Annotated in this window: 12 protein-coding genes; 4 read left to right on the top strand and 8 right to left on the bottom strand. The window is 70.0% G+C overall.

What is annotated here, in order from left to right; translation table 11 throughout:
- Nucleotides 1–230 precede the first annotated feature (230 nt).
- Both E4V01_RS04750 and E4V01_RS04745 read left to right on the top strand, forming a co-directional pair.
- Nucleotides 231–1577, top strand: coding sequence for a capsule biosynthesis protein (locus E4V01_RS04750; protein ID WP_135297557.1), 1347 nt, complete (start codon nucleotides 231–233; stop codon nucleotides 1575–1577).
- 182 nt (nucleotides 1578–1759) lie between these two features.
- On the top strand, nucleotides 1760–2041 hold the full coding sequence (locus tag E4V01_RS04745; RefSeq protein WP_060771334.1) for a hypothetical protein: 282 nt from the start codon (nucleotides 1760–1762) through the stop codon (nucleotides 2039–2041).
- A gap of 117 nt (nucleotides 2042–2158) precedes the next feature.
- Here the strand turns inward: E4V01_RS04745 and E4V01_RS04740 are convergent, their stop codons facing one another.
- The 8 genes from E4V01_RS04740 to E4V01_RS04705 form a co-directional block, all read right to left on the bottom strand.
- Complete coding sequence (locus E4V01_RS04740) at nucleotides 2159–3535, bottom strand: sigma-54-dependent Fis family transcriptional regulator (RefSeq protein WP_060771335.1); 1377 nt, start codon at nucleotides 3533–3535, stop codon at nucleotides 2159–2161.
- A 152-nt stretch (nucleotides 3536–3687) separates the two neighbouring features.
- Nucleotides 3688–4035: a flagellar motor switch protein FliN gene (gene fliN / locus E4V01_RS04735; protein ID WP_060771336.1), complete on the bottom strand. Its 348-nt coding sequence runs from the start codon at nucleotides 4033–4035 to the stop codon at nucleotides 3688–3690.
- A gap of 5 nt (nucleotides 4036–4040) precedes the next feature.
- Nucleotides 4041–4667, bottom strand: a complete 627-nt coding sequence (locus tag E4V01_RS04730; RefSeq protein ID WP_060771337.1) for a FliH/SctL family protein — start codon at nucleotides 4665–4667, stop codon at nucleotides 4041–4043.
- Nucleotides 4664–5719, bottom strand: a complete 1056-nt coding sequence (gene fliG, locus E4V01_RS04725; RefSeq protein ID WP_135297556.1) for a flagellar motor switch protein FliG — start codon at nucleotides 5717–5719, stop codon at nucleotides 4664–4666. The genes E4V01_RS04730 and fliG overlap by 4 nt, the downstream gene beginning before the upstream one ends.
- A 43-nt stretch (nucleotides 5720–5762) precedes the next feature.
- Nucleotides 5763–7385, bottom strand: coding sequence for a flagellar basal-body MS-ring/collar protein FliF (fliF, locus tag E4V01_RS04720; RefSeq protein ID WP_135297555.1), 1623 nt, complete (start codon nucleotides 7383–7385; stop codon nucleotides 5763–5765).
- Between the two features lie 259 nt (nucleotides 7386–7644).
- Complete coding sequence (locus E4V01_RS04715) at nucleotides 7645–7920, bottom strand: DUF1153 domain-containing protein (protein ID WP_009865968.1); 276 nt, start codon at nucleotides 7918–7920, stop codon at nucleotides 7645–7647.
- A 141-nt stretch (nucleotides 7921–8061) separates the two neighbouring features.
- Nucleotides 8062–8742, bottom strand: coding sequence for a flagellar hook assembly protein FlgD (locus E4V01_RS04710; protein WP_135297554.1), 681 nt, complete (start codon nucleotides 8740–8742; stop codon nucleotides 8062–8064).
- Nucleotides 8743–8751: 9 nt separating this feature from the next.
- Entirely contained in the window at nucleotides 8752–10155 is a 1404-nt protein-coding gene (locus E4V01_RS04705; protein ID WP_135297553.1) for a flagellar hook-length control protein FliK, read from the bottom strand.
- A 333-nt stretch (nucleotides 10156–10488) separates the two neighbouring features.
- Between E4V01_RS04705 and mnmA the strand changes: the two genes are divergently transcribed.
- Complete coding sequence (mnmA, locus tag E4V01_RS04700; protein ID WP_135297625.1) at nucleotides 10489–11646, top strand: tRNA 2-thiouridine(34) synthase MnmA; 1158 nt, start codon at nucleotides 10489–10491, stop codon at nucleotides 11644–11646.
- A 253-nt stretch (nucleotides 11647–11899) separates the two neighbouring features.
- Nucleotides 11900–12556 (top strand): class I SAM-dependent methyltransferase, encoded by a 657-nt coding sequence (locus E4V01_RS04695; protein WP_135297552.1) that lies wholly within the window; start codon nucleotides 11900–11902, stop codon nucleotides 12554–12556.
- The last annotated feature ends 38 nt before the right edge of the window (nucleotides 12557–12594 follow it).

Raw genomic sequence — 12594 nt, 5'->3', positions numbered from 1 at the left:
CGGGCCGCACTCCGTTTCGGGGGGCGGTATCGCAGCCCCCCGGCCCGGGGCGCAATCCCGGCGGATCGCCGCGCCTTAAAAAGGGCCGAAAAGAACGTGACCTGAACCACCAGACAGGATGCTGCCCCGAGCTTGCCGAAGCGTCTGGTCCGAGCGTATCGCGCGTGGCCGGGCGCCAGGCCCCTCGCGCGGGTGTGCTCCGGCCGCGGATCCGTGAGGACCCCCATTCGATGAGTTCCGACGACGAGGTCAAGCAGGCGACGCGGGTCCGGCCGAGCCCGAGCGTCCAGTCGCTCATGGATCTTGCCCGGCGCTCCGTGCCGGATCTGCGGCGCAACGCCGAGACGATCGAGCCGCTCTCCCCGGGCAAGGGCCGGTTCCCCGGCCGGGCGCTGGTCGAGCGGGCACGCCGCGGCCTCGAATGGACCCGGCTGCCCGGCCTGCGGCCGCAGCAGGCGCGTCCGCCCGAGCGGATGGCCAAGCGGCTGTTCCGCAGCTACTGCCTGTTCGCGCTGGCGCCGACCGCGCTGGTCGGCCTCTACGTCTTCGTGATCGCCAGTCCGCAATACATCGTCGTGTCGCAGTTCGCCGTGCGCGGCAACGTCGAGCCGATGGCCAGCGCCGAACTCGGCCTGCACAGCGACCTGATCCAGAAGCACAACAGCCAGGACAGCTTCATCCTGCGCGACTACATCGGCAGCCGGCCGATGGTGGAGGCCGTCGATGCCAAGCTCGGCCTCGAACGGATGTTCTCTCAGGACGGGATCGATTTCTGGGCCGGCTACGGCGCGGGTCAGCCGATCGAGAAGCTGGTGCGGTACTGGCGCCGGCAGGTGATCCCGCACATCGATGCGATTTCCGGCGTGATCCACCTGAAGGTGCGCGCCTTCAAGCCCGAGGACGCGGTCGCGATCTCGAAGGAGGTGATCGCCCGCTCCGAGACCTTGATCAACAGCATCTCCCGCCGCGCCCAGAGCGACATGATCGTCAACGCGAAGAAGGAGGTCGAGCAGTCGTTCGAGCGTCTGAAGCAGGCGCGGGTCGCGATGCAGGAGTTCCGCAACCGCTGGGGCATCATCGACCCGGTCAAGTCGGCCGAGGCGACCGTGACCACGATCGAGCTCCTGCGCAAGGACAAGATCAAGGCGGAGAACGACCTGCGCGTGCTGCGCGACTCCAAGCTCGACGAGAAGAGCCGCGGCATCCAAGTGCTCGTGGCCACCCTCGGCGCGCTGGACGGGCAGATCAAGGATCTCCAGGGCCGCCTCACCACCGACGGCATCGTCTCGAATTCCGAGCACAACCTCACCCAGGCCCTGCTCGAATACGAGGGCCTGATGGTCGAGCAGACGGTGGCGGAGAAGCTCAACGCCTCGATGCAGATGATCCTCGACCGTGCCCGGGTCGCGGCGGCCAAGCAGCAGATCTATCTGGCGACCTTCGTACCGCCCCTGCTGCCGACCTATTCGGAATACCCGGCCCCGTTCTACGCCCTGTTCGCGGCGCTGTTCTGCTTTACCGCCCTGTGGAGTTCGGTCTCGCTCGTGACCGCAGCGGTCAACGACAACCGGCTCTAGATCCTTGTTTTGACACGCATTCTTTCGACGGACCGGCTTCCGCTTCGTCGGAATGCGCTCTAAGTGTCTCTGACGAAACTCCCGATCACCGATCATCTCCGTTCTGGGCACGGCGGCGCAGCGGGAGTTTCGTGAGGCACTCTAAGCGGCGGCCGGCAAACGGCTTTCATCGAACGGCTTCCATGGCGGATTTCACCGATCTCATCGCGCGCGCCGTCAGTCCGTCCATGAGTCGGGAGGAGCGCGATCAGGTCTACGCCGTGGTCCGGCAGGCGGTGCAGCGGCTCCAGGACCGCGAGGGCCTCGCCGGCGACGATCCCCGCATCCTGCTCCAGCGCCACTTGATCGAAGAGACGATCCGCGACGTCGAGTTCGACATCGTCCGCTTCCTCACCCTGCGCAAGATCGAGCAGGCGCGCGCGGCGCAGAACGCCGAGTACGAGGCGCAGTTCAGCAAAAAGTAGTGAGGGGCCGCTCGCATCAACCGCGCGGACCTCGTCGCAAAGCCCCCACAACACGTCCGATCCCCGATCCGCGGCGTTCCCGCCGTTACGATGCCGCGGGGGTATCGTAAGAGACGTTCAGCCATAGGCCGCCATGGCCCGCACGCCGCCGGGCTCGGCCACCTTCACGCCGGCCTCGACATACTCGTTGAGCTTGTTGCGTAAGGTTCGGATCGAGATGCCGAGGATGCGCGCCGCGTGCGTGCGGTTGCCGAGGCAATGGTCGAGGGTGTCGAGGATCAGGTCGCGCTCGACATCCGCCACGGTGCGTCCGACGAGCCCGCGGGTGGCCGCCTCCGCCGCGCTTGCCGCCCGCTCGACCGGGCCGGAGGCCGCCGCCGTCGGTGCTGCGAGCGACTCGCCCTCCGGGCTCAGGATCGCCTCCGGACCGATCTCGGCCCCCTGCGCCAGGAGCACCGCGCGGTGGATCGTGTTCTCCAACTCGCGCACGTTGCCGGGCCAGGGGTTGCGGGCGACCAGAGCCTGCGCCTCGCGGGCCAGCGGACGCAGCGGCAGCCCGTTCAGCTCCGCGTATTTGCGGGCGAAATGGGCGGTCAGTTCGAGAATGTCGGCCAGCCGCTCGCGCAAGGCGGGCAGGCGCAGATGCACGACGTTGAGGCGGTAGTACAGATCCTCGCGGAACGTGCCCTTCTTCACCTCGTCGGCGAGGTTGCGGTTGGAGGTGGCGAGCACGCGGATATCGACCTTGACGGGGGCCGCACCCCCGACCCGGTCGATCACCCGCTCCTGCAGCGCGCGCAGCAGCTTGGATTGCAGCCGCACATCCATCTCGGAGATCTCGTCGAGGAGCAGCGTGCCGCCATTGGCCTCCTCGAACCGGCCGATGCGCCGGGCGACCGCGCCGGTGAAAGCGCCCTTCTCGTGGCCGAACAGCTCGGATTCGAGCAGGGCCTCGGGGATCGCCGCGCAGTTGACCGAGACGAAGGGGCGGCCCGCCCGGTTCGACTTGGCGTGGACGTGGCGGGCCAGCACCTCCTTGCCGGTGCCGCTCTCGCCGGTGATGAGCACGGAGGCTTCCGAGCGGGCGACCTGCTCGGCGAGCCGCACCACGCGCTCCATCGAGGGATCGCGCCAGATGAAACTGCGGGCGTCCGCCGCCACGGCCTCCAGGACCGCCGCGATCAATTCGGGATCGGGGGGGAGGGGGATGTACTCCTTGGCGCCCGCCTGGATCGCCGCCACCGCGGCGCGGGCGTCGGAGGCGATGCCGCAGGCCACCACCGGCGTGCGGATGCGCTCGTCGGACAAAGCCTGCACCAGCCGGCGGATGTCGAGGCCGACATCGACCATGACGAGGTCGCCGCCCTTGGCGCGCAGGGTCGCGAGCCCTTGGTCGATCCCGTCGGCGTGGGTGACCGAGGCGCCCCGGTTCATGGCGATCTTCGAGGCGGTGACGAGTTCGCTCGAGAGCCGTCCGACGATGAGCAGCCGCATGGCGTGGTGTCTCCGAAAATTCATCCGGTTCGGATGGCCGTCCCGGCCTGCGATGATCGCTCATCGCAGGCCGGCCCCCGCGAAGGCGGGGCGGCGGCCGTCCGCCGGACGTGTCGATCCCGACCCGCGGCCGGGATCGACACACCAAAGGGTCAGTGATCGTTCTTGATGATCTCGGTCATGGTGACGCCGAGGCGCTCCTCGACCAGAACGACCTCGCCGCGGGCGACGAGGCGGTTGTTGACGAAGATGTCGATGGCCTCGCCGACCTTGCGGTCGAGTTCGAGCACGGCGCCGGGGCCGAGCCGCAGGAGGTCGCCGATCGGCATGCGCGAGGAGCCCAGCACCGCCGAGACCACCACCGGCACGTCGAAGACCTGTTCGAGGTCCGCCGCATTCTTCGGGCTCGTCGGCGCGTCGCGGACGGAACCGGGGGCGCCCTCGTCGTAGGGCAGGTCGCCCTCGTTGAGCTGGGGCAGGCTGAAATCGTCGCTCGACATCGGGCTCAGGCCTCTGCGCTGGCGAAATTGGGGGAAAGGGCGGCCTCGACCGCGGCCTCGATGCGGGCGCGCTCGCGCACGACGCCGCCGTCGGCCCATTCGAGCCGGGCATCGCCCGGCGCCATGTCGGGCTCGCCCAGCACCACGAGGCGCCCCTCGAAGCCGTTCTCGCGCGACAGACGCCGCATCAGCGTCTCCGCGTCATCGACGAGCCCCTCGTTCACCCGCAGCACGAGGTGGGGCACGCCGCGCAGGTGCCGCAGCGCCGAGCGGGCCGCCTCCTCCACCGTCGCCAGCGGCCGCGCATCGAGGGCGTCCCCGGCGATCCGGCGGGCCAGCGCCGCCGCGAAGGCCAGAGCCTGCGCCTCGCGCTCGCCGTCGCGGGCATCGGATTGGTTGAGAAGGCCGGCTGCTGCGAGCCCGACCCGTGTCAGCGCGTCGGCGAGCCGGGCCTGTTCCTGCAGGGCGGCCTCGGCCCGGCCGTCCTGAAGGCCGCGGGCATAGGCCGCCGCCTCGATGGCGGCCCGCTCGGCCTCGGCGCGGGCCAGGGCTTCCGCGTCGGTGGAGGAGGGGCCGCGCGGGCGGCCGAAATCGGTGTCGAACAGGAAGGGGCGGGAGGCGCGCGTGCTCAATAGACCAACTCCTCCTCGCCGCCGTTCTTGGCGATCATGATCTCGCCCTTCTCGGCCAGCTCCTTGGCCAGTTCCGTCATCTTGGCCTGCGCCTCATCGACCTCCTTGAGGCGGATCGGCCCCATCGAGCCCATCTCGTCGGTGAGGTTCTTGGCCGCGCGGGTCGACATCTGGCGCATGAAGAAGGCGCGCACCCGCTCGTCGGCGCCCTTGAGCGCGCGGCACAGGGTGTCGTTGTCGACCTTGCGCATCAGGGTCTGGACCGAGCCCGGATCGAGCTTCAGGAGATCCTCGAAGGTGAACATGAGCTGGCGGATCTTCTTGGCCGAGCCGCGGTTGGCCTGGTCGATCGCCGCGAGGAAGCGGGTCTCGGTCTGCCGGTCGAAGGCGTTGAAGACCTCGGCCATGAGTTCGTGCGCGTCGCGCCGCGTGGTCTGGGCGATGGTCGAGACGAACTCGGTGCGCAGCGTCTCCTCGATGTGGCGCAGGGCCTCCTTCTGGACGGTTTCCATGCGCAGCATCCGGTTGAGCACGTCGATGGCGAACTCCTCGGGCAGGATGGTCAGCACCTTGGCGGCGTAGTCGGCCCGCACCTTCGACAGCACGACGGCCACGGTCTGCGGGTACTCGTTGCGCAGGAAGTTCGCGAGGATCTCGGGGTCGATCTGGGTCAGGCTCGCCCAGACGCGCTTTCCGGAGGCACCCTTGATCTCCGCCATGATCGAGGAGACCTGCTCGGGCGGGAAGATCTTGAGCAGGAGCGACTCGGTGCGCTCGAAGTTCGAGGTGATGCCGCCGCCCGAGGACAGCCGCGAGACGAAATCGACGATCAGCCGCTCGACGGTGGCGGCTTCCAGCGAGCCGAGCTGCACCATGGCATGGCTGACGAGCTTGATCTCGTCCTCGTCGAGGCGCTGCCAGATCGGCGCACCCTCCTCCTCGCCGAGCAGCAGCAGGAGGGCGGCGGCGCGCTGCGGGCCCGGCATCTCGGCGAACGCCTTCGACGCATCGAGGCTCTCCATGGCAACGTTGAAGTTTACGCCCGCGGACACGAATTCCCTCCTCTCTTCCGGTTCTGCGTGGTGTCAGCGTCCATCAGGAATCGTGGATCCAGTTGCGCAGCACCTCGACCGTCTCGGTCGGGCTCGCCCGCACCATGTCGACCACGCGCTCGACCGTCTCGGCCTGGATCTGGCCGTTGATCTTGGCCGACTCGAGGAACTTGTTGGTGGTGTTCTCGCGTACCGCGATCTCGACCGGTCCCTCGCCGCCCGCCGCCCCGGCCAGCGCGAGCGCTCCGGCCGGTCCGGCGAGCGCCACCGGCGCCTCGGATTCGAGCACGCGGCGCAGGAGCGGACGCACCACCGCCATCAGCACGACCAGGGTGAGCAGGCTCAGCACCGTGAGCTCGACGAGGCGCATCACCTCCTCCTTGGTCGGGCTCAGGAACGACTGGATCAGGCCGGGCTCGGAAAATTCCGGGGCGGTGGGGGTCTCGGCAAAACGCAGGTTGACCACCTCGACCTGATCGCCGCGGACCTTGTCGTAGCCGACCGCGGTGCGCACCAGCGCGCTGATGCGCGCGATCTCGGCATCGGAGCGCGGCTGGTAGGCGGGCTTGCCGTCGGCGCCGGGTGCGTAGACGCCATCGACCAGCACCGCCACCGACAGCCGCTTGAGGCGGCCGCCCTCCAGGGTCTCGACCTTGGTGACGCGGGAGATCTCGTAGTTCGTGACCTCCTCGTTCTTCTGCGAGGAATCCTTCTGCTGGGGCTGGGGCTGATTCGGGTTGGCGCCCGGCAACTCGTTGCCGACGCTGACCTGCCCCTCTGCCCCGCCGGTCAAGGAGTTCTCGGAACGGGTCTGGGTGGAGCGGACGACGCGGCTCTCGGGGTCGAAGCTCTCCGAGCGGCTCTCGACCCGGTTGAGGTCGAGTTCGGCGGTGACCTGCACCCGGGCGCGGCCCTGGCCGACGATGCCGGCCACGATCTCCTCGATCTGCGAGCGCATCCGCCGCTCGATGCCGGCCTGCCGCTCCTCCAGGGCGCCCGCCCCGTCGGCTTCCGCGCCGCGGGCGCCGTCGGCGAGCAGGCGCCCGCGCTCGTCGACGATCGAGACCCGCTCGGGCTTCAGGCCCTCGACCGCGGAGGCGGCGAGATGCCGGATCGCGCGCACCTGGCTCGCATCGAGGTCGCCCATCAGCTTGACGACGATGGCGGCCGAGGGTGCCTCGCGGTCGCGCTCGAACAGGCGGCGCTCGGGAATGACGAGGTGGACGCGCGCCGCCTGGACCCGGCCGATGGCGCGGATCGAGCGGGCGAGTTCGCCCTCCATCGCCCGCAGGTGGTTCACGTTCTGGACGAAGCTCGTGGAGGAGAAGGCGTCGCCCTTGTCGAAAATCTCGTAGCCGATGCCGCCTTGAGACGGCAGGCCCTTGCCGGCGAAGTCCATGCGCAGCTTGGCGAGGTCGGCGCGGGGCGCGAGCACGGTCTGGCCCATCTCGCCCTTGGTCTCGTAGGTGATGCCGCGCGCATCGAGTTCGCGGATCACGGCCGAGGAATCCTGCATCGACAGGTCGGAGAACAGCACGCCCATATCGGGCCGCGAGACCCGCAGGATCACGAAGGCGAAGAAGCCGATCAGCGTCAGCGTCACGGCCGCCATCGCGGCGATGCGCGCGGGCCCGAGCTTCGTCACCAGATCGAGGATGGGTTTCACGGACGGGCACGCCTGCGCACAGCGGTGCGGCCGCGAGGGATGCGCGGTCGCCCGGCAAGATTTGCCCGGTGCGTGGTTAGCGAGGCGTTAACGCCGGGCCGGTGTCCTTCACGAACGGTGCCCCGGATCGCGCGGATGCGAGGGGGCGGACGGGCTGCGGAGCCCGAAAACGACGAGAGCCGCCCCGGTGCTCCGGAGGCGGCTCCTCATGCGTTGCGCGAACAGGTCATGCGCAACGCACGGGTCGAACTGGCTGATTTCAGTGACGGTAGTGCTGGATGCGCGTGGTGCGCAGGCCGGCGAGTCCGTGCTGGTCGATGGAGTACTGCCAGCTCAAAAATTCTTCCGTGGTCAGGGTGTAGCGTTGGCAGGCCTCCTCCAGGCTGAGCAGGCCGCCGCGCACCGCGGCCACGACCTCAGCCTTTCGGCGGATGACCCAGCGACGGGTGGTGACGGGGGGAAGATCGGCGATCGTCAGGGGGCTGCCGTCGGGCCCAATCACATACTTCACGCGGGGCCGGGGTGTTTCGGTCATGATACGCTCTACACTCGACTGACCTGTCGAGAGAGAAGCTACTTGCACCCGCTTAAAAGTTCTTGAAGTCGGCCGCTCGAATGCGATTCGATTGTTGTGAGCAGATGTGGACAAACCCGGATCCATCGATGCTGCAACGCATCAAGAGGTTGGTGCGGAAAGCGTTTTCACGCTCGAGGCCGGCACGCGGGCCGAGCCGATCGTCAGCACGGGTTCAGAGCCGCTGAGGTCGACGCCGTCCACGATTCCCGAAACCTTGGTGTCGACGGTGACCTTCGTCCCCGTCGTATCGAGGGCATCCACGGTGATCGCGTAGCGCCCGTCCTTGGCCGTCAGGCCCGAGGTCCCGGTGCCGTCCCATTCGAAGGGTTGCGGGCCGGCCTTGAGCGTCGTGGTCTTGGTGGCCACCACGGTGCCGTCGCTGGCCTTGAGGGTGATGACGGCCCTGGCGGCGGCCCGTTCCGGGGTCAGCGTCCAGGTCGCCTTGCCGTTCGTCAGATCGGTGGCGGCGCCGTCCGCCGTGATCGTCCGGCCGATCAGGCCGGAGGCGGACGAGGCCGATGCGGCCTTGGAGTTGGTCAGGATCGTGTCGAGCGAGGCGTTGGTCTTGAGCTGCTGCTCGACGCCCGCGAACTGCACGAGCTGCTGGGTGAACTGGTTGGTGTCGAGCGGATCGAGCGGGTTCTGGTTCTTGAGCTGCGTGGTCAGCAGCGTCAGGAACTGCGTGAAGTTGCCCGCGATCGACTTCGTGTCGGTGGTCGAGGCGGCACTCGCGCCGGTGATGCTGGTGCTGCTCGTATTGCTCGTGATGCCGGCGGCCATGGCGTCGTCCTAAATCCGGATGTCGAGATTGCCGACGGCACGGAGCGGCCGCAGGGGAATGGCGTCGAGCAGCGAGGGGCGGGCCTCCCGTCTGCCGGGCTCGCCGGGCCCGCCGTCGGAGCGGTCGCGGGATGCGGATTCGCCGTCCCGGCCGCCCTGGGATCCGGTCTCGCCGCGCAGGGAGAGATCGATCCCGCCCCCGCCGGCCTCGGCGGCGACGTCGAAGCCCGCCTGCGCGAGCGCCTGCTGCAGGGAGCCCGCATCGCGCTGGAGCAGGGCCAGGGTCTCGGGACGGTCCACCACGAGATGCGCCCGCGCCTTGCCCCCCGCCTTGTCGAGGTCGAGCGACACGTCGATGCGGCCGAGTTCGACCGGGTCGAGGCGGATCGCGAAGCGGTTCATGCCCGAGAGCGAGCGCAGCCCGATCGTCATCGGCACGGCGCCTAAGGGAATCGGCGGCGTCGCCGGCTGGGGCTGCGCCGCCGCGGCCTCCGCGGCCTGGGCTGCGTGCGGGCCCTGCGCGGCGCCGACGCTGCCGGGCGGGGCGAGAGGGGTTCCGGGGCCCGCGGGCGCCGGAATGGGTGAGGCGGTCGGCGCCTGCGCCTCGGTGAGCGCCGCCTCGAAGCCGGCGGCCGTGCCCGCGGCGGCGGCGGCGGAGACATCCCCCGTGCCGGCCTTCGCGGCGTGACCGGTTGCCGTCGCTTCGCCGGGCAGGCCCGTGACGGGCTGATTCGCGTCGAGCCCGCCGTCGCCTGCGGAAACACCCGTCGCGGTCGTCGGCGCCGGAGCGGGCGGCGGCGAGAGGAGAGCGGCGGGATCGGCGGCCTTCGGCGATGCGGGATCGGTCTCGCCCCGCTCCCGTGCCTCGTCCTCGGACACCACCGCGGCACCGGCTTCCTTGGCGGCGACCTCTTCCGCAGCCGCTTCCTGGACCGGTTCCGCGCCGTCGGCGGCCGGGCGTTCCGGCCGCTGCGAGGCGGGGTTCGCGGTCTTCTCGGTGCCCGGACCTCGGGCGGAGGCGGCCTGCGCACCGTCCCGTCCTGTCCTTGCCGCGAGCGGCTTGCTGCGGGCGGAGGCGGCCTGGGCACGGCTCTCCTGCAAAGCTCCGGACGGGCCGCTCTCGGCCCTGTCGCTCTCGGCCCTGTCGCTCTTGGCCCCGTCGCTCTTGGCCGCTCCGGTTCTGGCAGCCCCGGTCTTGGCGCTCTCGGCTTTTTCCGCGTCCGCCCTGGCGGCATCGCTGCGGGCGGAGGCGGTTTCGTCGCGGCGGGATGCGGGCCGGGCCGGTGCCGCCGGCCTCCGCTCCGCGGATTCCAGGCTGAACCGCGCCGTGCCCTCAGCCCCCCGCGCCCCGGACGAGGCGGGCCGCAAGCTCTGCCTGAAAAACGCCTCCGCCAGATCTGCGCGCGAAACCACGATGCCGTCCTTATTCTTCGTCGCCGAAGCCGGAGGAGACCAGAGCAAGCCGCGCACCATCGATCGATGTCGGGCAAATCACTGACAGAAAAAGAGAAAAATTTTTGCGGTGAGGGCCGCCTCGCGCCGGCCCGGCGGGATCTGCCGGCCTCCCGGCAGGATTTGCCGGCCGCCCGGGGCCACGATCCGGGCTTTGAACCGGCTCTCGTCGCTCCCATCCCTGGAAAGTCGGGATCGGGATCGCTATAGACACCGGACATGCGCCCGGACCCCACGGTCCGGCGCGCGCCCGAAGGCTCCGCCAACGGCCGGCACCCGGCCCCATCACCGGCCATGAACTCGCTGGATCTCCCGAAGCCCCCGCACGAGACGCGCGTCGTCGTTGCCATGTCGGGCGGCGTCGACTCGTCGGTCGTGGCCGGCCTGCTGAAGCGCGAGGGCTACGACGTCGTCGGCGTCACGCTCCAGCTCTACGATCACGGCGCGGCGACCCATCGCAAGGGGGCCTGCTGCGCCGGTCGCGACATCCACGATGCGCGGGCGGTGGCCGAGGCGCTCGGCATTCCGCACTACGTCCTCGACTACGAGGACCGCTTCCGGGAATCGGTGATCGACCGCTTCGCCGAGAGCTACCTCTCGGGCGAGACGCCGATCCCCTGCGTCGAGTGCAACCGGTCGGTGAAGTTCCGCGACCTGCTCGGCCTCGCCCGCGACCTCGGGGCCGAGGCTTTGGCGACCGGCCATTACGTGGCGAGCCGGGCGCGGCCGGAGGGCGGACGCGCGCTCTACCGCGCCCTCGATCCGGCCCGCGACCAGAGCTACTTCCTCTACGCCACGACGCCGGAACAGCTCGCCTATCTGCGCTTTCCCCTGGGCGAGCGACCCAAGGACGAGACCCGCGCGCTCGCCCGGGAGCTGGGCCTGGCCGTCGCCGACAAGGCCGACAGCCAGGACATCTGCTTCGTGCCCCAGGGCGGCTATGCCGACGTGATCGCCAAGCTCCGGCCGGAGGCGACCCGCCCCGGCGAGATCGTCGATCTCGACGGCCGGCGCCTCGGCGACCACGAGGGCATCATCCATTACACGGTGGGCCAGCGCCGCGGCCTCAAGCTCTCGGCCGGCGAACCGCTCTACGTGGTGCGGCTGGAGCCGGAGACCGCCCGCGTCGTGGTCGGCCCCCGCGCCGCGCTCGCCACCCGCCGCATTCGCCTCACCGATCTCAACTGGCTCGGCGACGGTGCGCCGGAGGACATCGCGGAAAGGCCCGTGGCCGTGCGCGTGCGCTCGACCCGCGAGCCGCGGCCCGCGCGCCTGTCGTGGAACGCGGCCGAGGCCTGCGCCGAGGTCGAACTGCTCGTCCCCGAGGACGGGGTCTCGCCGGGTCAGGCCTGCGTGATCTACGCCGATGACGGCCCGCGCGCGCAGGTGCTCGGCGGCGGCACCATCCGGCGCATCGGCGCGTTGCAGGCAGGCGCCGCCGAGGCCGCCTGATGGGGGTGCTTCGCGCCGGGCTGATCTCGGTTTTCCCAGATCCCGCTATCGCTCTTCGGGCGATCGCACCGCTCGGCAGGCGTGAAGAGCGCCCGCGAAGCGGCCTCGGCCACACCGAGGCGTCTCGATCGTCGTCCCGAAAGGTCGCTGCCGGCTTTCGGAAAAGACGATGCGAAATGAGATGGCGAGAGCCCAAGCCGCGGAGGCGGCTGCCGGCGCGTGAGGCCGGAAGTCATGAGAGGGTGACAGTGAGATGCTGAGCGAGCGGGTGCCCGAGGCCGGGCCCACCACCGAGCTGATGCGCAAGGCCTATGCCCGCTGGGCGCCGGTCTACGATGTGGTCTACGACAAGCTCACCGAGCCGGCCGCCCGCGCCGCCGTCGAGGCGGCCGTCGCCCACGGGCCGCGGGTGCTGGAGGCCGGCGTCGGCACCGGCCTGTCGCTCGGCTACTATCCCCGCGACAGCTTCGTCTGCGGCGTCGATCTCTCCGAGGACATGCTCAAGCGCGCCCGCGGCAAGGTCCGCCGCAAGGGGCTGACCCACGTGAAGGGCCTCCAGGTCATGGACGTGTGCCGCCTCGGCTACGCCGATGCGAGCTTCGACGCCGTGGTGGCGCAGTTCCTCATCACCCTGGTGCCGAACCCGGAAGCCGCGCTCTCCGAGTTCATGCGGGTGGTGCGCCCCGGCGGCGGCATCGTGCTCGCCAACCATTTCGGTCAGTCGAACGGGCCGGTGGCGCGGGTCGAGGAGATCGTCGCGCCGCTCTGCACCAAGATCGGCTGGTCCTCGGACTTCAAGGCGACCCGGATCGAGGCCTGGGCGCAGCGCAACGGCGTCGAGGTCGTCGGCCTCGCGCCGACCTTCCCCGGCGGCTTCTTCAAGATCCTGCGCATGCGCAAGCGGGGCTGAGGACGGACACGCGACATCCGTCCGGCGGAGGCAGGCCG

Source organism: Methylorubrum sp. Q1 (assembly GCF_004683995.1).
In the GTDB taxonomy this organism is placed as follows: Bacteria; Pseudomonadota; Alphaproteobacteria; order Rhizobiales; family Beijerinckiaceae; genus Methylobacterium.
Note: the sequence above shows the minus strand (reverse complement) of the source record. Positions and strands in the feature narration are given on the sequence as shown.

Bases quoted from the DNA above. Each gene is read 5' to 3' on its own strand.
- fliN (WP_060771336.1), bottom strand. From the start codon at position 4,035: ATGTCGAGCGACGATTTCAGCCTGCCCCAGCTCAACGAGGGCGACCTG.
- E4V01_RS04750 (WP_135297557.1), top strand. From the start codon at position 231: ATGAGTTCCGACGACGAGGTCAAGCAGGCGACGCGGGTCCGGCCGAGC.
- E4V01_RS04745 (WP_060771334.1), top strand. From the start codon at position 1,760: ATGGCGGATTTCACCGATCTCATCGCGCGCGCCGTCAGTCCGTCCATG.
- E4V01_RS04710 (WP_135297554.1), bottom strand. From the start codon at position 8,742: ATGGCCGCCGGCATCACGAGCAATACGAGCAGCACCAGCATCACCGGC.
- E4V01_RS04740 (WP_060771335.1), bottom strand. From the start codon at position 3,535: ATGCGGCTGCTCATCGTCGGACGGCTCTCGAGCGAACTCGTCACCGCC.
- mnmA (WP_135297625.1), top strand. From the start codon at position 10,489: ATGAACTCGCTGGATCTCCCGAAGCCCCCGCACGAGACGCGCGTCGTC.
- E4V01_RS04695 (WP_135297552.1), top strand. From the start codon at position 11,900: ATGCTGAGCGAGCGGGTGCCCGAGGCCGGGCCCACCACCGAGCTGATG.
- E4V01_RS04715 (WP_009865968.1), bottom strand. From the start codon at position 7,920: ATGACCGAAACACCCCGGCCCCGCGTGAAGTATGTGATTGGGCCCGAC.